This window comes from Streptomyces formicae (genome assembly GCF_002556545.1).
GTDB lineage: Bacteria > Actinomycetota > Actinomycetes > Streptomycetales > Streptomycetaceae > Streptomyces > Streptomyces formicae_A.
Window position 1 is genome coordinate 1670016 of record NZ_CP022685.1, and the last position, 20616, is coordinate 1690631.

Annotated in this window: 19 protein-coding genes and 5 tRNA genes; 8 read left to right on the forward strand and 16 right to left on the reverse strand. The window is 72.3% G+C overall.

The window, feature by feature from the left end; all coding sequences use genetic code 11:
- Positions 1-136: 136 nt before the first annotated feature.
- From KY5_RS06685 to KY5_RS06705, 5 genes are all read left to right on the forward strand, one after another.
- Positions 137-209 (forward strand) — tRNA-Gly (locus KY5_RS06685).
- Positions 210-249: 40 nt separating this feature from the next.
- A tRNA-Cys gene (locus KY5_RS06690) sits at positions 250-323 on the forward strand.
- Between the two features lies 1 nt (position 324).
- Positions 325-396 (forward strand) — tRNA-Val (locus KY5_RS06695).
- 37 nt (positions 397-433) lie between these two features.
- Positions 434-505, forward strand: a tRNA-Val gene (locus KY5_RS06700).
- A gap of 29 nt (positions 506-534) precedes the next feature.
- Positions 535-609 (forward strand) — tRNA-Val (locus tag KY5_RS06705).
- 49 nt (positions 610-658) lie between these two features.
- Here the strand turns inward: KY5_RS06705 and KY5_RS06710 are convergent.
- The 4 genes from KY5_RS06710 to KY5_RS06725 all read right to left on the reverse strand — a co-directional run bounded on the left by KY5_RS06710 (position 659) and on the right by KY5_RS06725 (position 3417).
- Positions 659-982, reverse strand: coding sequence for a zf-TFIIB domain-containing protein (locus KY5_RS06710; protein ID WP_098241338.1), 324 nt, complete (start codon positions 980-982; stop codon positions 659-661).
- A 110-nt stretch (positions 983-1092) separates the two neighbouring features.
- Entirely contained in the window at positions 1093-2010 is a 918-nt protein-coding gene (locus KY5_RS06715; protein ID WP_234362632.1) for an aminoglycoside phosphotransferase family protein, read from the reverse strand.
- Positions 2011-2745: 735 nt separating this feature from the next.
- Positions 2746-2949 (reverse strand): hypothetical protein, encoded by a 204-nt coding sequence (locus KY5_RS06720; RefSeq protein WP_055556485.1) that lies wholly within the window; start codon positions 2947-2949, stop codon positions 2746-2748.
- A 201-nt stretch (positions 2950-3150) separates the two neighbouring features.
- Positions 3151-3417 carry a hypothetical protein gene (locus KY5_RS06725; protein WP_098241340.1) on the reverse strand — a complete coding sequence of 89 codons (267 nt, stop codon included), beginning with the start codon at positions 3415-3417 and terminating at the stop codon, positions 3151-3153.
- A gap of 196 nt (positions 3418-3613) precedes the next feature.
- Here KY5_RS06725 and KY5_RS06730 point away from each other — a divergent pair, with 196 nt between their 5' ends.
- Complete coding sequence (locus tag KY5_RS06730) at positions 3614-4927, forward strand: serine/threonine-protein kinase (RefSeq protein WP_234363146.1); 1314 nt, start codon at positions 3614-3616, stop codon at positions 4925-4927.
- A 12-nt stretch (positions 4928-4939) separates the two neighbouring features.
- Here the strand turns inward: KY5_RS06730 and KY5_RS06735 are convergent, their stop codons facing one another.
- The 10 genes from KY5_RS06735 to KY5_RS06780 all read right to left on the reverse strand — a co-directional run bounded on the left by KY5_RS06735 (position 4940) and on the right by KY5_RS06780 (position 18538).
- Positions 4940-5758, reverse strand: coding sequence for a TrmH family RNA methyltransferase (locus KY5_RS06735; RefSeq protein ID WP_098241341.1), 819 nt, complete (start codon positions 5756-5758; stop codon positions 4940-4942).
- Between the two features lie 89 nt (positions 5759-5847).
- Positions 5848-7080 carry a uroporphyrinogen-III C-methyltransferase gene (gene cobA, locus KY5_RS06740; RefSeq protein ID WP_098247094.1) on the reverse strand — a complete coding sequence of 411 codons (1233 nt, stop codon included), beginning with the start codon at positions 7078-7080 and terminating at the stop codon, positions 5848-5850.
- A 196-nt stretch (positions 7081-7276) separates the two neighbouring features.
- Positions 7277-11362, reverse strand: a complete 4086-nt coding sequence (gene cobT, locus KY5_RS06745) for a nicotinate-nucleotide--dimethylbenzimidazole phosphoribosyltransferase (protein ID WP_098241342.1) — start codon at positions 11360-11362, stop codon at positions 7277-7279.
- A gap of 357 nt (positions 11363-11719) precedes the next feature.
- A complete protein-coding gene (gene cbiE, locus KY5_RS06750; protein WP_098241343.1) occupies positions 11720-12946 on the reverse strand; it encodes a precorrin-6y C5,15-methyltransferase (decarboxylating) subunit CbiE in 1227 nt (408 codons plus the stop codon).
- Between the two features lie 150 nt (positions 12947-13096).
- Entirely contained in the window at positions 13097-13780 is a 684-nt protein-coding gene (locus KY5_RS06755) for a GNAT family N-acetyltransferase (RefSeq protein ID WP_098241344.1), read from the reverse strand.
- Between the two features lie 153 nt (positions 13781-13933).
- The gene (locus KY5_RS06760) at positions 13934-14761 is read right to left on the reverse strand and encodes a MetQ/NlpA family ABC transporter substrate-binding protein (RefSeq protein WP_098241345.1); all 828 of its coding nucleotides are present in this window, start codon (positions 14759-14761) and stop codon (positions 13934-13936) included.
- Between the two features lie 2 nt (positions 14762-14763).
- On the reverse strand, positions 14764-15603 hold the full coding sequence (locus tag KY5_RS06765; RefSeq protein WP_098241346.1) for a MetQ/NlpA family ABC transporter substrate-binding protein: 840 nt from the start codon (positions 15601-15603) through the stop codon (positions 14764-14766).
- Between the two features lie 80 nt (positions 15604-15683).
- Positions 15684-16430 carry a methionine ABC transporter permease gene (locus KY5_RS06770; RefSeq protein ID WP_098241347.1) on the reverse strand — a complete coding sequence of 249 codons (747 nt, stop codon included), beginning with the start codon at positions 16428-16430 and terminating at the stop codon, positions 15684-15686.
- On the reverse strand, positions 16427-17479 hold the full coding sequence (locus KY5_RS06775; RefSeq protein WP_199842955.1) for a methionine ABC transporter ATP-binding protein: 1053 nt from the start codon (positions 17477-17479) through the stop codon (positions 16427-16429). The genes KY5_RS06770 and KY5_RS06775 overlap by 4 nt, the downstream gene beginning before the upstream one ends.
- 411 nt (positions 17480-17890) lie before the next feature.
- Entirely contained in the window at positions 17891-18538 is a 648-nt protein-coding gene (locus KY5_RS06780) for an HAD family hydrolase (protein WP_098241349.1), read from the reverse strand.
- A gap of 71 nt (positions 18539-18609) precedes the next feature.
- Here KY5_RS06780 and KY5_RS06785 point away from each other — a divergent pair, with 71 nt between their 5' ends.
- Positions 18610-18969 (forward strand): hypothetical protein, encoded by a 360-nt coding sequence (locus tag KY5_RS06785; RefSeq protein ID WP_098241350.1) that lies wholly within the window; start codon positions 18610-18612, stop codon positions 18967-18969.
- Between the two features lies 1 nt (position 18970).
- Positions 18971-19414, forward strand: coding sequence for a hypothetical protein (locus KY5_RS06790; RefSeq protein WP_234362633.1), 444 nt, complete (start codon positions 18971-18973; stop codon positions 19412-19414).
- 65 nt (positions 19415-19479) lie between these two features.
- Here KY5_RS06790 and KY5_RS06795 read toward each other — a convergent pair whose 3' ends face one another.
- On the reverse strand, positions 19480-19983 hold the full coding sequence (locus KY5_RS06795; RefSeq protein WP_098241351.1) for a GNAT family N-acetyltransferase: 504 nt from the start codon (positions 19981-19983) through the stop codon (positions 19480-19482).
- A 37-nt stretch (positions 19984-20020) separates the two neighbouring features.
- On the reverse strand, positions 20021-20548 hold the full coding sequence (locus KY5_RS06800; RefSeq protein ID WP_098241352.1) for an RNA polymerase sigma factor: 528 nt from the start codon (positions 20546-20548) through the stop codon (positions 20021-20023).
- Positions 20549-20616: the final 68 nt, after the last annotated feature.

A 20616-nucleotide genomic window follows, 5' to 3' on the forward strand; every position in this document is an offset into this window, starting at 1 on the left:
TCTATGACCGGCGTGCCGGCGGCGCCCCTGACCGGCGACAGCGCAGCACGCTGCGCAAACGCGTTTTTGTACTGGCCCAGGAATCCGCTAGAGTTCAACACGTCGCCGGGACGCGCAAGCGGACCGGGAAAGACAAGCGGACGTAGCTCAGTTGGTAGAGCGCAACCTTGCCAAGGTTGAGGTCGCCAGTTCGAACCTGGTCGTCCGCTCGCAGGAAAGTGGGGGATCTTCCCGAGCCCCTACGCTCCTGGTGGAGTGGCCGAGAGGCGAGGCAACGGCCTGCAAAGCCGTCTACACGGGTTCAAATCCCGTCTCCACCTCCAAGCGCGATTAGCTCAGCGGGAGAGCGCTTCCCTGACACGGAAGAGGTCACTGGTTCAATCCCAGTATCGCGCACGCAGCACAACCGAAGATCCGGTCCGCAAGGATCCCCGCGCGATTAGCTCAGCGGGAGAGCGCTTCCCTGACACGGAAGAGGTCACTGGTTCAATCCCAGTATCGCGCACGCAGTACGCAGCACACGCAGGTCCACCCGCGCGATTAGCTCAGCGGGAGAGCGCTTCCCTGACACGGAAGAGGTCACTGGTTCAATCCCAGTATCGCGCACCATCCACACGAAGCCCCGGCCGTTCCCACGGCCGGGGCTTCGTCGTTCCCGTCAGGACGAGAAGAGCATGTGCCCGAAGCTCTTGTGCCGGTTGTGTCCGCCGTAGTGACCGCCGTGGCCTCCGTGGCCGCCGTGCGGGGCGCCCCACGCGGGAGCCTGGGCCGCCGGGTAGCCCTGGGGGGCCGGGGGCGCGGGGTAACCCTGCGGGCCGGGCGGCGGCGGGGCCTGCTGTCCGCCCCACTGGGCCTCCAGCCGGGTCAGGGACTCCAGCTCGCCGTAGTCGAGGAATATCCCCCGGCAGCCGTTGCACTGCTCGATCTGGACGCCGTTGCGGTTGTACGTGTGCATCGGTGCGTGACACTTGGGGCACTGCATGGACGGCTCAACTCCTCGCCGGTGGTGACTGCTTCGCCGGATTACTGCCCGGCTTCGGTGCGTTGCACCCTACTTCGTGGTCCCGGGCGCCAACTCCGCCGGTAGGGGCGTCACTCGGACATGCGGTCGCACGCGTCGACCAGCGCCTGCTCGATCTCGTCCAGGGGGCGGTCGGCCGCGACGGCCTTGGTGATCGCCAGCGCCGCGGTCTGCGCGGTCAGGGCGCGGGCCGGGACGTCGAGCGCGGGCCAGGGGTCGGTGCCGTCGCTGGGGACCGCCGCGCCGTCCGCCCTTCGGTAGGCGTCCAGGAAGCGGGTCCACTCGTCGGGGGCGAGCAGACCACAGGCGAACCAGGCGGCGGGTCTGGCCAGGTCCCACGCGGGGTCGCCGGTGCCGAGGTCGTCCACGTCGATCAGGCGCCAGTGGCCCTCTTCGGTGCGGACCAGTTGGCCGAGGTGGAAGTCGCCGTGGCACAGGTGGCGGGAGCCGGGGGGCGGGCCCTCGGCACGGGCCCAGGGTGGGAGTGCCGCCCAGGCGCGCAGTACCGGGGGTGCGGCGGGGTGGGGTCCTGCCGCGTGCAGCCTGGCGACGGCACGGGCGGCCTTGATGGGGCCTCTCATGGCGGGGAGCGGGTGGGGCAGCGCGCTCGCGGGGACCGCGTGCAGGCGGGCCAGGAGGGCGGCTGCCGCTTCCCAGGGGGCCGCGTCGGGATCGTCCCGGTCTACAGGGGTGCCGTAGGGCCAGAGCGTGATGGGGCGGCCCTGTAGTTCGGTGAGGGTGGCGTGGAGCGGGGGGAGGAGGGTGGTGGCGAGTGTGGGGTGCGCCGCGGTCTCCAGGCGTGCGGTCAGGTCGGTGGGGGGTGTGCCCGGGGCGTGCGCCTTGGCGACGATGCCGCCGTGGCGGATGACGGTGGCGTCGGGGCGGTCCGCGAGGACGGGGGTGGGGCAGGTGCACGGGCGGGGGTGGGTCGCGTCGTGGGCGGCGGCTTTGGCTGTGCTGGTCAGGGCGGGCAGGAGGGTGGTGGTCACGGGGCCCCCGGGGGTGTGGCGTGGAGTCTGGGGTGAGCGTACGCAGCGGGGGCCTTGGGGCGGGAGCGAACCTTTCATGCACCCGTCGGTCGGCAGGCTCGCGGGGCGTCTTGGGTGCGGGTGTGCGCCTTGGGTTCGTCTCGGGGGCGGGGCCGCGGGGGTATGTGCGTACTCGCCGTCCCAGAGCATTGCCAACGGACTTGCTTCCCTGCCCCCGTCACTTATGTGCTCCGTGCGCACATACCCCCACGTCCCCTCACGCGCGCTCGCGACCGCCCCCCGGCGGGGGTTCCCGGCCCCCACCGGTCTGCGGCCGCCGTTCGACCGGAGGGGACGTGGCGGTATGTCCGCCCGGAGCACATGTGGCCACGCCCCGAGGTGCCCGGAGTGTGGCGGCCATCTGGGACGGCGAGGACGGACATACCGCCGCGGCCCCGCCCCACGACCGAACCAGAAGCGCGACCCCAGCCCCTACGGAGCCGCACCGGACCACCGGGGGGGGGACCCCTTCAGGGGCGCGGGGAACTGCGCAAAACCCCGTGTGACACCACACCGGACGTGGGCAAGAACCACCTCCCCGCCCACCCGAACGCACCGCGCCGCAGCGGAAAAGAAACAACCCGCGCAGCTCCCCAGCTGCGCGGGTTGTTGTGCCGTCCGCCGCACCCCCGTCCCCACGGGGTTTCATGGCCGGATGTCCCCGCCCGGACCGCTCTTCCGGGCCCGGGGCGCCGCTCAGCGCCCCAGCATCACGCCCACGGACGACGCTTGTGTGACCACTGCTTCCCAGCCGCCGAAGACGACCACGAGCAGGGCTGCCAGGGGAAGGACCATGGCCGTCGCCACCAAGGGGTGGCGCGTGCCGGACGGGCGGACGCCGAACGCGGAGAACCTGCGCCCTTGCGTGCGGAGCATGGTCCGCGGTGCCGTGTCCGCCATGGTTCCTCTCCTGACCGATCTCGATGTGGATTTGGCAAGCGGCGAGCAACTGACCTCGGGGGACGAGTGCTGCCACCCGCCGCTTGACCTCAAATCTAGGTGCGCGGAGCCTGCTGGACGTCATGCCCTCGTACCGATTGCCGGGCCTCCCGGAGGATGACCGACCGGTGCGCGCGTACTCCCGTGGGTGGAGACGGGGTCCTAGGACTCAGGGTCTTCCCGCAGGGGTCGGGCCACCACTTCCGAGGAGTCCTCCCTCGGGACCGGCTGTTCGACCAGGGCCAGGACGCGGGTCGCCATGAACCGCGCCGTACGCACCACGGAGCCGCTGCGGGTGACTTCGCTCACTTCCACCACTCCCCTGCGCACCGCCGTCTCCACCCGGCGGCCCGCCCGGCTCGCCACCACTTCGTACGTACGCGTCGTGTCCCCGGCGTCCACGACTATCTCCACGCGATCACCCTTCACGGGATCAATCCCCCTTCAGCGATGGTTGGTTGGGGATCCGGGCGGTGTCGACGGCCCCTCGTCCCCCGTGCCCTGACCACTCTTCGAGTTTCCCACCCGGCACTGACAATCGATCGGCCCGCGAGGGCGCGGCCTCTGCACGTGCTCGCCCGTGGAAACGTAAGCTGTGGCTCGTCAGACGGACCGGGCAGCGGGGATGGACATGGCGATGATGCGGCTCCGGCGCGAGGACCCGCGTGTCGTCGGCTCGTTCAGGTTGCACAGGCGCCTGGGCGCCGGCGGCATGGGGGTCGTTTATCTGGGGTCGGACCGGCGGGGGCAGCGCGTCGCCCTGAAGGTGATCCGGCCCGATCTGGCGGAGGATCAGGAGTTCCGGTCGCGGTTCGCGCGGGAGGTCTCGGCCGCCCGCCGGATCAGGGGCGGCTGCACGGCGCGGCTCGTCGCCGCCGATCTCGACGCCGACCGGCCGTGGTTCGCCACCCAGTACGTTCCCGGGCCCTCGCTGCACGACAAGGTCGCTGCCGAGGGCCCGCTCTCGGCAGCCGACGTGGCCGTGGTGGGCTCCGCGCTCGCCGAGGGGCTCGTGGCCGTGCACGAGGCCGGTGTCGTGCACCGGGACCTGAAGCCGTCGAACATCCTGCTGTCCCCGAAGGGGCCGCGGATCATCGACTTCGGCATCGCCTGGGCCACGGGGGCCTCGACGCTCACGCACGTCGGTACGGCCGTCGGCTCGCCCGGGTTCCTCGCGCCCGAGCAGGTGCGCGGCGCCGCCGTCACGCCCGCCACCGACGTGTTCGCGCTGGGGGCCACCCTCGCGTACGCGGGCATGGCGGACTCGCCCTTCGGGCACGGCAGTTCCGAGGTCATGCTCTACCGCGTCGTACACGAGGAGGCGCAGCTGCACGGTGTGCCCGACGCGCTCGCGCCGCTGATCAGGGCCTGTCTCGCCAAGGATCCCGAGGAGCGGCCCAGCACGCTCCAACTGTCGCTCAGGCTCAAGGAGATCGCCGCGCGCGAGGCCCAGGGGCTCGGTGACGTGCGGCCGCCCGCGCCGCGCCAGGACCACGACCGGCCCACGGGACGGCTCGCCGAGGGGTACGCGGAGCAGCGCACCCAGCGGCGTGCGGCGCCCGGTGCCACTCCCCCGCCGCGGACGGGATCCTCACGGCCCAACGCGTCGCGGCCTAGTGCGTCGCGGTCCGGCTCGCGCCCCGGCGCGCCCAGGAACACCACGCGCTCCGGCAGCAGGTCGGCGCCGCGCAGCGGCACCGGGCGGCAGGGGCCGCGCACCACGGGTACGGGGCGAAGGGGGCCCGCCAATCCCCGGCTGCTTCGCCAGCGGCTCTTCGTCTTCGTGGTCGTGACGCTGCTCGTGGCCCTCGGCATCGCCGCGGCCCAGGGGTGCCAGGGGCCCGCGCGCGGCCTCGGGGACAGCGACGTACACCCGGGGCAGTCGCAGCAGTCGCACGGTCCGCGGGTCGATTCCGGGCACGGCGCCCCGCAGAGCTGAGGGGCGCTCCCCTCAGAGCCGGGGGCGGCCCGTCGCCACCGCGTAGAAGGCGACCGCGGCCGCCGCTCCCACGTTGAGCGAGTCCACGCCGTGGGCCATCGGGATGCGGACCCATTCGTCGGCCGCGACCAGGGCCTGGGTGGAGAGTCCGTCGCCCTCGGCGCCGAGCATCAGCGCCACGCGGTCCATCCGGTGCGGTGCCACCTCGTCCAGGGACTCGGCCTTCTCGTCCGGGGTGAGGGCGAGGAGGTTGAAGCCCGCCTCGCGCACGCCGTCGAGGCCCTTGGGCCAGGACTCCAGGCGGGCGTAGGGGACCGAGAAGACGGCGCCCATCGAGACCTTGACCGAGCGGCGGTAGAGCGGGTCGGCGCAGTCCGGTGAGAGCAGGACCGCGTCCATGCCGAGGGCCGCGGCGGAGCGGAAGATCGCGCCGATGTTGGTGTGGTCGTTCACCGCCTCCATGACGACCACGCGGCGGGTGGTGGCGAGGAGTTCGTCGGCGGTGGGCAGCGGCTTGCGCTGCATCGAGGCGAGGGCGCCGCGGTGCACGTGGTAGCCGGTGACGCGCTCGGCGAGGTCCGGGCTCACCGCGTACACGGGGGCCGGGAGTTCGTCGATGACGTCGCGCATGACGTCGACCCACTTGGCCGAGAGCAGCATCGAGCGCATCTCGTAGCCGGCGTCCTTGGCCCGTCTGATGACCTTCTCGCCCTCGGCGATGAACAGTCCCTCGGCCGGTTCGCGCCTGCGGCGCAGTTCGACGTCGGTCAGGCCGGTGAAGTCGCGCAGGCGCGGGTCGTCGGGGTCGTCGACGGTGATGAGATCAGCCACAGGGTGATACTGCCTTGTCCTGGGTGTGGTGCCAACGGCTGGGAACGGGTCGCGTTACCGCTGGTTACGTTCGGGGTGGGGCGGGCCGGTCAGGCGGTGGGCGCGGGGCCGACCTTCACGACCTCGCCGATGACGATGACCGCGGGGGGCTTCACCTCGTGGGTGCGCACCGCGTCGGCGACCGTGCCGAGCGTCGCGTCGACGCGGCGCTGGGCGGCCGTCGTGCCCTCCTGGATCAGGGCGAGCGGGGTGTCGGCCGCCTTGCCGTGGGCGATCAGGGCCTCGGCGATCTTGCCGATCTTGTCGACGCCCATGAGGATCACGAGGGTGCCGCGCAGCTTGGCCAGGGACCGCCAGTCGACGAGGGAGCGCTCGTCGTCCGGGGCCACGTGGCCGCTGACCACCGTGAACTCGTGGGCGACGCCCCGGTGGGTGACGGGGATGCCGGCGGCCGAGGGCACCGAGATCGAGCTGGAGATGCCGGGTACGACGGTGCAGGTGATGCCCGCGTCGGCGAGCGCCTGGAGCTCCTCCATGCCTCGGCCGTAGACGTAGGGGTCGCCGCCCTTCAGGCGGACGACGGCCTTGCCCTGCTTGGCGTGCTCGATCAGGGCGTTGTTGATCGCCTCCTGGGCCATGAAACGGCCGTACGGGATCTTCGCCGCGTCGATCACCTCGACGTGCGGCGGGAGCTCGTCCAGGAGGTCGCGGGGGCCGAGGCGGTCGGCGATGACGACGTCCGCCGCGGCGAGCAGGCGGCGCCCACGGACCGTGATCAGGTCGGGGTCGCCGGGGCCGCCGCCGACGAGCGCGACGCCCGGGGTGCGCACGCGCAGGTGCGGGGCGACGAGGCTGCCGTCGCGCAGGCCCTCGACGACCGCGTCGCGGATCGCCGCCGTGCGGCGCGGGTCGCGGTCGTGCAGGTCGCTGCTGAGTACGGCGACGGTCACGCCCTCGGAGCGGCCCGTGGCCGGGGTCCACGCGGTGGCCGCCTCCGCGTCGTCGGAGCGCACGCACCAGACGCGGTGGGCCTCCGCCTCCGCGGACGCCTGGGTGTTCGCCGCCGCGTCGCTGGTGGCGATCAGGGCGTACCAGGCGTCGTGCAGGTCACCGCTCTCGTAGCGGCGACGCTCCCAGGTGAGCTCGCCCGCGTCGGCCATCGCCTCCACGGAGGGTGTCGCGGACGGGGACACGAGGAGGATGTCGGCGCCCGCGTTGACCAGGGCGGGGAGGCGGCGCTGGGCGACCTGGCCGCCACCGAGGACGACGACGCGACGGCCGGTGAGGCGGAGACCTACGGGGTAGGCGGGGTTTTCGGCCATGGCCATGTCTGGGGGCTCCTCGTGCGGGGCGTTGCGGCTGCCGCTGCGACGGTGGGGCGGCTCTTTGACGTGCGGGTTTCAGTATGGCGGCTGTCTCACGCCGCGGTCATGGTGCTCGGCGACGGAGCGTTGTGCCCACCCGTGCCGCCCTGCGGCACGCCTGCCCACAACAGGCGGCACGGGTGGGACCGCGAAACTACTTCTCCGTGACGCCCGCCGAGTCGAACGTCGCCACCTCGTGCATCGCACGGGCCGCGCTCTGGACCACCGGGAGGGCGAGCAGGGCACCGGTGCCCTCGCCGAGGCGCAGGTCAAGGTCGACCAGGGGGCGCAGGCCCAGCTTGTTCAGGGCCGCCACGTGGCCCGGTTCCGCGCTGCGGTGGCCCGCGATGCAGGCCGCGAGGACCTCGGGGGCGATGGCGCGGGCGACCAGGGCGGCGGCACCGGCGCTGACGCCGTCCAGGATGACCGGGGTGCGCAGCGAAGCGCCCCCGAGCAGGAGGCCGACCATCGCCGCGTGCTCCAGGCCACCGATCGCGGAGAGGACGCCGATCGGGTCCGCGGGGTCGGGCTTGTGGAGGTCCAGGGCGCGGCGGACCACCTCGACCTTGCGGGTGTGCATCTCGTCGTTGATGCCGGTGCCCCGGCCGGTGACCTCGGCCGGGTCGGTGTCCGTGTAGACGGAGATGAGGGCCGCCGACGCCGTGGTGTTGGCGATGCCCATCTCGCCGGTGAGCAGCGCCTTGTTACCGGCCGCCACCAGGTCGCGGGCCGTCTCGATGCCCACCTCGATGGCCGCCTTGACCTCTTCGCGGGTCAGCGCGGGGCCGGTCGTCATGTCGGCCGTGCCCGCGCGCACCTTGCGGGGCAACAGGCCCGGCGTGGCCGGGAGTTCGCTGGCCACGCCCACGTCAATGACGCAGACCTCGGCGCCCACCTGGTTGGCGAAGGCGTTGCAGACCGCGCCGCCGCCGAGGAAGTTGGCGACCATCTGCGCGGTCACCTCCTGGGGCCAGGCGGTGACGCCCTGGGCGTGCACGCCGTGGTCGCCCGCGAAGATCGCGACGGCCGCGGGCTCCGGGATGGGCGGCGGGCACATCCGGGACAGGCCGGACAGCTGGGCGGAGATGATCTCCAGCATGCCGAGCGCGCCCGGCGGCTTCGTCATCCGCTTCTGGCGTTCCCACGCCTCGCCGAGCGCCTTGGCGTCCAGCGGGCGGATGTTGGAGACGGTCTCGGCGAGCAGGTCGTGCGGGTCCTCGCCGGGCAGCGCGCGGCGGCCGTACGTCTCCTCGTGGACGACCCAGGAGAGCGGGCGGCGCTTGGACCAGCCCGCCTGCATCAGCTCGGGCTCGTCGGGGAACTCGTCGACGTACCCCACGCAGAGGTAGGCGACGACCTCCAGGTGCTCGGGCAGGCCGAGGGCGCGGACCATCTCGCGCTCGTCGAAGAAGCTGACCCAGCCGACGCCGAGGCCCTCGGCCCGGGCGGCGAGCCAGAGGTTCTCGACGGCGAGCGCCGAGGAGTACGGGGCCATCTGCGGCTGGGTGTGCCGGCCGAGGGTGTGGCGGCCGCCGCGGGTGGGGTCGGCGGTGACGACGATGTTCACCGGGGTGTCGAGGATCGCCTCGATCTTCAGTTCCTTGAACTGCTTCGCGCGGCCCTTGGGCAGGGACTTGGCATACGCCTCGCGCTGGCGCTGCGCCAGTTCGTGCATCGTGCGCCGGGTCTCGGCGGACTTGATGACGACGAAGTCCCAGGGCTGGGAGTGGCCGACCGAAGGGGCGGTGTGCGCGGCCTCCAGGACGCGGAGCAGCACCTCGTGCGGGATGGCGTCGGAGCGGAAGCCGTTGCGGATGTCACGGCGCTCGCGCATGACGCGCAGGACGGCCTCGCGCTCGGCGTCGTCGTAGGCCGGGGCGGGGGCACCCGCGGCTGCGGGGAGCTCGGTGGCCGGGTCGACGGGTACGTCGACAGGTGCGTCGACGGGCTCGCCCACGGGCTGGTCGGCGCCGAGGGCCTCGGGGGCTCCGGTCGCTTCGAACGCCTCGGGGGCGTCCTGGGTTCCGACGGCGTCGGGGGCTTCGGGGGCCTCGGCGAGCTCGGTCGCCTCCTGCGCCGCGAGGACTTCGGTTCCCTCCGGGGTGGCAGGCGCCGCGAAGACTTCGGGCGCCTCGGGGGCACCGGGCGTCTCAGGTGCTTCGGGTACTTCGGGTGCTGCGGGCGCTACGGCCATCTCAGGTGCTTCGGCCACTTCCGTCACTTCGTTCGCATCGATCGGTTCGAACGAGATGACGTCGTCGGCCTCGTCCAATTCCTCGGCCAGGTCGGCCGTCTCGGGCGCCGCGGGGAACTCGGCAGGGGCGACCGGTGTGACCGGCGCCGCCTCGACGGTTCCCACGGCGTCGCCCGTGGTCTCGCTCTCCGGGGCCACCGACGGCGGCGCGGCGGCCGCGTCGGGGCCCTCGGCGGTGGGTGCCGCCGCGACGGCGTCGCCGTCGCGCGGGGCGGGCACGGTGGTGGGGTACTGCTGGGCGTCCGCCGACGGGTCGTGGGCGGGCGCCTCTTCCGGCTCCGGCTGTGCCGGCTGCGGCCCCGGCTGCTCCGGCTGTTCCGTCGGAAGTACGGCGATGGGGGCGGCGTCCGCCTCGGCGGGCGCGCCCTGCACCGGGGCCTGCCCGGCGTCCGCGGCGGCCGCTTCGGCCTCGGCTGCCGGGTCCTCCTGAGGGACGACCAGCGGGTGCGGAGGCGTCGGCGCCAGGTGCGGTGTCGTCGGGACCATGCCGTCCACCGGCACGAACTGGCCGATGGGCGTGGGCGCTTGGTGGGCGCCGTGCGCGGCGTGCTCACCGGGGAGCGACGTGGGCACGGGACCGGCCATGTCCTGGGGAACCTGCGGTCCTGGAACGTCCGCCGGGCCCTGGGCGGCGTGCCGGGCCTCGGCCGGGTGGCCGCCGTCGGCCGCGCGCGAGCGCTGGGCGCCGACCGCGGCGATCCCCGCGGGCACGCCCTGCGCGGCGTCGGGGGTGAATCCGGGCTGCTGAGCCGACTCGTCGGCGTGCGGGAAGGGCGCGCCGTCCCACGGCTGGGCGGAGGCGACGGCGAACGGCGTCTGCGCCATGGCGGCGGCAGGCACCGCGGCGGCAGGCACGGCCTGGGCGAAGGCGGGCTGCTCGGCGTGGGCGTCCGCGGCCTCCGCGGCGTCGGCTGCCTGGGGGAAGGCGGTGTGCTCGGGCATGGCCGTGTGCTCGGGCATGCCGGGGAGCACGGCGCCGGGAGGCGGCGTGCCGTGGGCCGGAGTGGTCGGAGGGACCGGGGAGGTCGGCGAGGCCGGGGAGGCCGGTGCGAACTCCGCGCCCTGCTCGGCGTACTGCCCCTGCCCGTTCAGCGCCTGCTCGGAGAGCCCCTGCTCAGGCGTCTCCCCGGGCAGCTCGGAAGCGCGTGCCTCCGGCGCCTCTGTGGTCTGTGGTGCGAATGTGTCGTCCGGTTCGTCCGGGACACCCGCGAACCCAGAGGCGTCCGGGGCGCCCGAGACGCCCGTGTCACCTGGGACGACCGTTTCTGCTGGTGCGGCGTACGCCCCCTGCGGCCCGGACGGCTGCGCGGTCCAGGGCGTGGCTCCCTGCGGCGAAGGCATCCCCGTTTCGTCGCGCGGGATGTCGAGGTACTCGGGTCCGGTGGTCGGCGGACCGGCGTGACGTACGGGCACGGCGTGCTGCGGCGGCGTCGCCCCGGCGGGGCCGCGGTCGGCGAGCGAGCGCACGGGGCTGCCCGCGCCGTCGGGCACGGCGGGACCCGAGGGGCCACGGTGCAACGGGCGGCGGGCGGGGCCCGAGTGGGACGAGGCGGGCGGGGAGCCGGGCATGCGGACACCGTTCAGGTCGACGGAGCCGCTGTCCCGGCCCGAGGTCTCGTGCGGCCCCGGCTGGTGCACGGCCTCCGGACGGGCCGTGGCGGGTGCGCCGTGCCCCGTCGGCTCGCCGTGGGCGGAGGGCTGGGCGTACCCCGGAGCCTGCGCGTGGCCGGGGGCCTGGGCGTGGCCCGGAGCCTGCGCGTGGCCGGGGAAGGCGAAGCCCTGAGCCGGGGTGTGGCCCTGCTGCGCCGACTGTGCCTCGCTCCACGCGCCCTGGGCGCCCGGCATCAGCAGCAGGTCGTCGTCCTCGGCGGGGCTGTCGGAGGGGTCGAGGAAGGTGTACGCACCCGGCGCGGGGACGCCGGGCTGTTCCACCATGCCTGCGTTCTCCGGCAGCCCCTCGCCCGGGACCTGGCCGGTGTCGGTCATGCGTAACCCCTCGCCCATCGGTTAGTGCGTCTTCGACCGCCCCTCAGCCTTCGGCCGGGGAGGCCCCATTGCCCGGAGCGGCGCACCAACCGCCCGTCATCCTCAACGAGCGTGCGCGCCGCGCGGCACGAACCGCTTACCGGACAACAGGCATTGTCCCGGTCGGCCCGCCACCGCGGCAGCTTGATCGGCCACGGCCCACTGTGGACTGCGCCACGTTGCGCGTCCTCCGGTCATGCCGTACCACACACACCCCTCAAAACGGGCGAGCTTTCCGGACATTGGCCAACGAACTGCTGGACACCCGGGTGCAGTACAACGATCGGCCAGCCTACCCCGCGCCGTACGCCGACCGGGTCACGGGGAACGGTCCGGCAGCCGCCCGGAGAGCAGGAATACCACCGTCCGCTTCTCCTCGCGCCACGCGCGTGTGTCGAGCTCCACGGACTGCAGGAGGGCACATTCGACGACGTACCCGTGCTCGGTCAGATCCCTGCCGATGAGCTCGGCGGCGTCGCGTGTCGCGGCGTGCGTCACGATGCGCTCGGGGCGCCGGTCGGCGACCGCGGAGACCACCGCGGCTCCCCCGCCGCCGACCCGTACGACATCGGGTTCGGGAAGGTCTTCGAGGATGTGCGGGGCGACGCCGTGCACGGTCTGCGCCTGGACCCCGAAGCGGCGCACCGCTGCCGTGGTGCGGCCGAGCGCGTCGGCGTCGCGGTCGACGGCGATCACCGCGGCGCCGAACCTGGCGGCCTCCGCGGTGAAGGCGCCGCTGCCGCAGCCGATGTCCCAGACCAGGTCGCCCACGCGCGGGCCGGTCCTGGCGAGTTGGGCGGAGCGCAGCCGGTCGGTCTCGCCCTCGCCGAGCCAGATGTCGCCGCCGTACTCCGCGGCGGGCAGCGCCCAGCCGCGCGGCCCCGTGCCCGGCTCGCGGCCGGTGATCCAGCCGGTGTCCGGGGAGGCCGCGGCGCCGGGCCCCGAACCGCCGATGACGATGACGACGTTCGGGTCGCGCCAGGCGTGGTCGGCGGCCTTGTCGGAGGTGACCACGGAGACCTGCTCGCGGTCGGTGCCGAGTTCCTCGCAGATCACGAAGGTGCGGTGGACGCCGTCGAGCAGCAGGCCGAGTTCGGCGGGGCCCGCGCCCGGTGAGGTGAGGACGGCGACCTTGGGGTGGGCGCGGCAGACGTTCACGGCGCGGCGCAGGGTGCGGCGGTGGGCGACCACGACCTCGGCGTCGTCCCAGGGCATCCCGGCGCGGGCGAAGGCCTGGGCGACGGAGGAGACGGCGGGCACCACTTCGACCTCAAGGCCGAATTCGGGCGCGCGCAGGGTGCGTACGACGCCGAAGAAGCCGGGGTCGCCGTCGGCCAGGACCACGGCGGTGCCCCGGTGGGCGGCGATGCGGCGGGCGGCGAGGGAGACGCTGCCGAGGCGGATCCGTTCGGCGCGGGCGGGGACCTCGTCCAGTGCCAGGTGGTGGGCGGCGCCCGCCACGAGCGTGGCCGCGCCGAGCGCGGAGCGGGCGGCGGCGGTCAGTGGCGTGCCGTCCCAGCCGATCACCGTGACCCGGTCGGCCATCGTCGTCTGTCTCCTGAGGTCTCGCGGGGCGTCCGTGCGGGGCGGCGGTGGCAGGGGCGGCCGCGCACGCGGCCAGGGGCGAGCGTACCTGGTGGCGCCCGGCGGTGCCCCGGCGCCGCGGGGCGGGCGCCGGGCCGAGAAGGGCCCGGCTCAGTTCCAGTCGGAGTAGGCGGAGAAGCCGCTGTCGGCGAGGCTCTCGCTGACGCCCTCGATGTCCTCGGGGAGCAGGCTCCACACGATGAGGTCGGTGCGGATGTCGAGCCAGCCGCCGAACGGGTCGCCGCCGTTTCTCGTGCGCGCTATCCAGGCGCCGCGCAGGACGCCCTCGCTGATGCAGCCGATCTTCTGCGCGACCTGCTGGGCGGCCGTGTTGTCGGCGGCGGTGCGCAGCTCTATGCGTTCGAACTTCTGGTCGTGGAAAAGCCATTGGGCGGTGGCGAGCGCCGCCTCTGACGCGTAGCCCTCGCCGCGGGCCCAGGGCGCGACGACGTAGCTCAGCTCGCTGGAGCGCACCCGCCAGTCGGTGGCGCGCAGTTGGATGATGCCGACAAGGCGCTGGGTGAGGAACTCGGTGACGGCGAGGACGATGCCGCGGCCCTCGGCGCGCTCGGCGGGGGCGAGGCGGGTGATCCAGGTGCGGGCGTCGGCCTCGGTGTAGGGCTCGGGCACGGAGGTCCAGGCCGTGACGAGTTCGTCGTTCATCATCTCCGTGTACGCGGAGACGTCCGCCTCTTCGAGGGGGCGCAGCACCAACCGCTCCGTGCTGATGGAGATGTCGGGGAACCCCGACGTGCCCGAGGACCCCGAGGAGGCTGTAGTCATGCGCCGCTCCATACCCTTCATAGACCTGAAGAGCCTTCACCTTCAGGCCTTCTGAAGTGACCAGCATGCAACATGTACGGGCGCAGACGCACCACGGGGTCCTCTCCTGTCCCAGGAGAGGACCCCGTTGGTGTCTTGATGTGCGTCCCGCGCGCGGGAGGCCGTTCAGCCCGTTTCGACGGGCAGCACGGACCCCTGGTACTTGTCCTCGATGAACTTCTTCACCTCGGGGGAAGTCAGCAGTTTCGCCAGCTTCTTGATCCGCGGGTCGTCCTCGTCGCCCTTCTTGGCGGCGAGGACGTTGTTGTAGGGATTGCCCTTCGCCGACTCCAGGAGGATCGCGTCCTTCTTGGGGCTGAGTCCGGCGTCGAGCGCGTAGTTGTTGTTGATGACCGCCGCGTCGAGGTCGTCGAGCGAGCGCGGCAGCTGTGCCGGGTCGAGCGGCTTGATGGTGAGCTTCTTCGGGTTGGACGTGATGTCCTCGGGCGTCGCGGTGCCGCCGACGCCCTTCTTGAGCCCGATGAGGCCCTTGGAGGCGAGCAGTTGGAGCGCCCTGCCCTCGTTGGTCGTGTCGTTCGGAACGGCCACGGTCGCGCCGGCGGTGAGGTCGGCGACGTCCTTGGTCTTCTTCGCGTACACGCCCATCGGCGGCAGGTACACCTCGGTGACCGGCACCAGGTCCGTCTTCTTGGACGTGTTGAAGTCCGTCAGGTACGGGGTGTGCTGGTACAGGTTGGCGTCGAGGGAGCCCTCCTGGAGCGCGGTGTTCGGCGTGACGTAGTCCGTGAACTCCGTGATGCGGAGGTCCAGGCCCGCCTTCTTCGCGAGGTTCTTCTGGACGTACGCGAGGACTTCACCGGCCGGGGTCGGGGTGGCTCCGACGACGAGCTTGTCGCCGGAGCCCGATCCGCTGCCGGAGTCCGACCCGCAGGCGGTGAGGCCGAGTGCGAGAACCAGGGTCCCCGCGGCCGCCGCCGTGACGGACGTACGCATGATCAGAACGCGGCGACGACGGCGCCGTCGTACTTGTCGTCGATGAACTTCTTGACCTCGGGCGAGGTGAGGAGCTTGGCGAGCTTCTTCACGCGCGGGTCGTTCTCGTCGCCCTTCTTGACGGCGAGGAAGTTGCCGTAGGGGTTGCCCTTGGCCTTCTCGGCGACGAGGGCGTCCTTGGCGGGGCTGAGCGCGGGCTTGGCCTCGAGCGCGTAGTTGCCGTTGATCACCGCGGCGTCGACGTCACCCAGGCTGCGCGGCAGCGTGGGGGCCTCGAGCTCCTTGAACGTGAGGTTCTTGGGGTTCTTGGCGATGTCCTTGGGGGTGGCCTCGTAGCCGACGCCCTTCTTGAGCTCGATGAGGCCGTTGTCCGCGAGGAGCTTGAGCGCGCGGGCCTCGTTCGTGGTGTCGTTCGGGACGGCGACGGTGGCGCCGTCCTTCAGGTCACCGAGCTTCTTGAGGCTCTTGGAGTAGACGCCGAGCGGCTCCAGGTGAACCGTGGCCCCGGGGACGGGCACGATGTCCGTGCCGTTCTTCTTGTTGAAGTCGTCCAGGTACGGCTTGTGCTGGAAGTAGTTCGCGAAGACCTCGCCCTGCTGAACGGCGGTGTTCGGCGTGACGTAGTCGGTGAACTCCTTGACCTCGAGGTCGAGTCCGGCCTTCTTGGCGAGGTTCTTCTGGACGAAGTCCAGGATCTGGCCCTGCGGCGTCGGGGTGGCGGCGACGATGAGCTTGCCGTCCTTGTCCCCTGCGGAGTCCTTCTCGGAGCCGCAGGCGGAGAGCCCGAGGGTGAGTGCGCCGGTGGCGAGGACAGCGGTGGTGATCTTGGTGGTGTTACGCACGAAAAGTGCCTTTCTCCATGGGTGGTGCAGCCCCGCGAGGGTGCGCGGGGAAGACTGCGGGTGAGGGCCGTCGGGCCCGGTCAGCCGGTCTTGCTGGTCGTCTCGGCGGCGACGGTGCCGGGCAGCACGCCGCGCAGCGGCCGGAAGAGGAGCAGCGGACCCGAGCCGCCGCCGCGCTTGTGCAGCCTGCGGGCGGCGTAGTCGCCGGCGAACTGGATGATCGAGATGACCACGGCGAGGATCGCCACGGTGATCCACATCAGCTCGGTCTCGAAGCGCTGGTAGCCGTAGCGGAGGGCGAGGTCGCCGAGGCCGCCGCCGCCGACCGTGCCCGCCATCGCGGAGTAGCCGATGAGGGCGACGATCGTGGTGGTGGCGCCGGAGATCAGCGAGGGCAGCGACTCGGGGACGAGGACCTTGCGTACGACGGTCCAGGTGGAGCCGCCCATCGACTGCACGGCCTCGACGAGCCCGCCGTCGACCTCACGGACGGAGGTCTCCACCAGGCGCGCGAAGAACGGGATGGCGCCGATGGCGAGCGGCACGAGGGCGGCCTCGCGGCCGATCGTGGTGCCGACGATCCAGCGCGTGAAGCCCATCAGGGCGACCATCAGGATGATGAAGGGCATCGAGCGCGCGATGTTCACGATCTGCCCGAGCACCTTGTTGAGCAGGGTGTTCTGCAGGAGTCCGCCGCGCTCGGTGAGGATGAGCAGGATGCCGATGGGCAGTCCGGCGACGATGGCTATCAGCGTCGCCCAGCCCACCATGTAGAGGGTGTCCCAACACGCCTGCTCCAGCAGGGGCTGCATCTCCGACCAGGTCACTTGGCACCTTCCTTGACCAGCGTGGCGTCCTGCGGGGCAGGCACGTCGTGTCCCGCGATGTCGACCTGGAGCCCCTGCTCGCGCAGGAAGCCGATCGGGACGACGTTCTCCTCGAAGCGTCCGGGCAGCTCGATGCGCATGCGGCCGACCTGCTTGCCCGCGACGGTGTCCATCGCGGCGCCGAGGATCGAGATGTCGATGTTGTACGTGCGCGACAGCTGGGAGATGACCGGCTGGGTGGCGGCCTCGCCGTGGAAGGTCACGTCGACGACGGTGCGGTCGGTCCCTGTGGCCTCGCCGCTGACGGGGAAGAGCGCGGCGGCGAGCTCGGAGCCCGGCGTCGCGAGCAGCTCGCTGACGGTGCCGGACTCGATGATCTGCCCGCGCTCCATGAGGGCGGCGGAGTCGCAGACGCTCTTGACGACGTCCATCTCGTGCGTGATCAGCAGGACGGTCAGGCCGAGCTGCTGGTTGAGGTCGCGCAGGAGCTGGAGGATGGAGCGGGTGGTCTCGGGGTCGAGGGCGCTGGTCGCCTCGTCGGAGAGCAGCACCTTCGGGTCACCGGCGAGCGCGCGGGCGATGCCGACGCGCTGCTTCTGGCCGCCGGAGAGCTGGTTCGGGTAGCTCTTGGCCTTGTCGGCGAGGCCGACCAGGTCGAGGAGTTCGAGGGCCTTGCGGGAGCGCTCCTGGCCGGAGAGGCCGAGGATCTCCAGGGGCAGTTCGACGTTGCCCTGCACGGTGCGCGAGGACAGCAGGTTGAAGTGCTGGAAGACCATGCCGATGCGGTTGCGGGCCTGCCGCAGTTCCCTGCCCGCGCGCGGGCCGCGTCCGGCCAGGGCGGTGAGGTCCTGGCCCGCGACGGTCACGGTGCCGGAGGTGGGGCGCTCCAGGAGGTTGACGCAGCGGATCAGGGAGGATTTGCCGGCGCCGGACTGGCCGATGACGCCGTACACCTCACCCTCGCGGACGTGCAGGTCGACTCCGTCGAGGGCGGTTACTTCACGACCGCGTGAGCGGTAGACCTTGGTGAGGCCGGAAGTGGTGATCACAGGGGTTTCCGTCACTGTCGAGTGCGCGGCGGGATGGAGCCGGGCACGGGGCATTCGTTCGGAACGCGGCACGGTTCTCGCGGTGGTGGTGCGGGGGAACCGGAGGACGTGTGCGCGGGGCGGGCTCGCTTCCTGCGTCGACTTGTCGACTTCGTCGAGTACGTCGGTCAGGAGCGCGGCACAGCGGCTTCGCTTCGGGGCGCGAGGCTCGGAGGTGGTGCGGGGGCCCTCAGAAGGCGCACATTCGACACATACAACGAGCACCGGGCGTCATCATCGCCTCGGTCGCAAGGGTGCGGCTGCTCGTCGTGGTCATGGGCCCAAGTAAAACACGCGTGAGGTGGCTGTCCACCATCGCTGTCCGTATAGCGGACAGCGATGGGACGGCGTCGGCGGTACGGGACCGCCGGCTCACTCGGCGCAGGTGATCTCCACGCCACCCGCTGTGGCCTGCGCGGACACGGCGGAGAGGTCCTTGACGACCACGTCGGCCGAGAGCTCGGCCGCGGTGTGGGTTGTGGTCAACGCCACGGTCTTCATGCCCGCGGCCCGGCCGGCCTGGAGGCCCGCGGGGGCGTCCTCGAAGACCACGCAGCGGGCCGGGTCCGCGCCGAGCTTGTCGGCCGCCAAGAGGAAGGGCTCGGGGTCGGGCTTGCCGCGCGTGATGTCGTCGGCGGCAATGACGAGGCCGGGCCTGACGCCGACCTCGGCGAGGCGGGCCTCGGCGAGCACGCGGGTCGCGGAGGTGACCACGGCCCAGCGGTCCATCGGCAGGGACGCGAGCAGCTCGCGGGTGCCGGGCAGCAGCACGACACCGCCCGCGACGTCGGAGACCTCGAGCTCCTCGATGCGGGCGACGGCCTCGGCGACCTTCTCCGGGGGCAGCAGGTCGGCGGCGATCTCGGCGGCGGGGCGGCCGTGCAGCTCCACCCGCCCGAACTCCTCCGCGGTGATCCCGTACTCCCCCGCCCAGCGCGTCCAGCAGCGGTACACCGACTCCATGGACGAGATGAGGGTGCCGTCGTTGTCGAACAGGAGCGCGTCAGCCTGGATCTTCATGGCTCCCGACCCTACGCGGCACCCCTGGGCCGCGCGCATCGGGTCGAAGGACCCGTAATAAAGTCACGGGCATGCTTGACGCCCTGACGATCGCGACCTCGGTGGCCGCGCTCGCCCTCGCCGCCTGGTGCGGTTTCGCCGCCTACCGCGACCAGCCGACCAAGGACTGGCACTTCATCGGCATGGGCGTGGTGACCTTCCTCGCCCTGGTCCAGCTGATCGTCGGCATCGTCCAGCTCGCGCGCGGCGAGGAGCCGGAGCAGGGCACGACGATCTTCGTGGCGTATCTGCTCGGTTCCTTCGCGTGCGTGCCCGCGGCGGGCTTCATGTCGCTCGCGGAGCGCACCCGTTGGGGCTCGCTGACGGTCGCGGCGGGCGGCGTGGTCCTCGCCGTGCTCGAAGTGCGGCTCTACGACATCTGGGGAGGCTGAGGTGACGGTGACCGAGCCCGACAAGAACACAGGCGCGGACGCGGCTCCCGCCCGGCAGAAGCTGATCGCGGGCCCCGGCATCCTGCTGGTGTGGCTGTACGGCGTGATGGTCGTCGGGGCCGTGTCGCGTTCCGCCGTGCAGATCTCGACGGACTTCCACAAGGCCCCGCTCGCGTACACGCTGTCCGCGATCGCCGGAGTCGTCTACGGCTTCATCACGTACTCGCTCGTACGCGGCGGGGACACGGCCCGCAAGGCGGCGCTGGTGTGCTGCGGCGCCGAGCTCGTGGGAGTGCTCGCCGTGGGCGCTTGGACACTGGCCGAGCCCTCCGCGTTCCCGGACGCCACGGTGTGGTCGGACTTCGGGATGGGGTACTTGTTCATCCCGGTGATCTTGCCGGTGACGGCGATCTTCTGGCTCCGGAGGGCACGCAGGGCCCTGTAAGGGGCGCGGGAACTGCGCGAGCAACGACAGCGGACCCGCAGCCGAAGCCGGGGCCCGCGAAGCGTCTACGCGCTGGTGACGAAGGTGCGTGTGTCCACGTCCTTGGCGAGCGTGACCTGCGTGAGCCGCTCGCTCACGCGGTCCGTCCGCACCGGCGCGTACCCGTGCTTGCGGTACAGCTGGAGATTCTGCTCGCTGCGGTGACCGGTGAAGAGCTGGAAGGACTTGGCGGCGCCACCCGCTCCCAGCCGCTCCTCCACCGCGTCCAGGAGCCGACCGCCCAGGCCGTGCCGCTGCATCCGGGGATGGACGATGAGCTTGCCGATCCGCGCCGTGCCGTCGGGGTCGACCGTGCCGCGTACGGAGGCCACCACCTCGTCGCCGAGCCTGGCCACCAGGACCGTGCCCGTGGTCAGTTCGGCCTTGATGGAGTCGAGGCCCTGGGTCAGCGGCTCGATCGAGTAGTCGCCGTAGAGCTCGGCCTCGCTCTGGTAGCAGAGGTACTGCAGTTTGAGGATCTGTTCGGCGTCCGCTTCGGCCGCCGCCGAGATGGTCACGCTCATGCCCATGTGTGCATGCCTCCCGCTCACCTGCTCCACCGGTTGTCTATCGCTCCTTTCCCCAGGGTTCAGGAGCCGCAACCTCCGCCGCGAGCATTCTGCGCAGGCATCCCAGACATCGGGAACGTTCCGGCCCCAGGCTGCCCTGTGACATTCCCAACTCCCCCGCGATCTCCCGGTAGGTGAGGTCCTCGGGGGACAGCAGCGCGGCCATGATGCGGGGGCAGCGGCCCGGCAGCCTGCGCACCGCGGCGTGCAGGGTGCGGTGCCGGTCGGCGGTCAGGGCGCGCTGCTCGGGTCCGCGCTCGCCCTCGTCGGCCGGCTCGGTCGCGTACGCCACCTCGTGCTGCGCCGTGCGCCGACTGCGGCGGGCCTCGGCCTGGACCGCGCCGCGCACCCACAGCGCAGGGTCGGCGGGCGGTCCCTCGGACTCCAGGCGCTCCAAAAGCAGCAGCCAGACGTCCTGTTCGAGGTCGCCGGGGTCGGTGCCCGAGCCGAACGCCTCCGCGGACGCCTCGGCGGCGAGCAGCGGACGCAAGGTGGGGATGAGCGTGGGGACGAGGTCGTAGGTCATGCAGGGCGGGACGCGGCCGCTCCGGCGCGAGGTTTCCGGAGCGGCCGTCTCTCACCCCAACCGGGCTC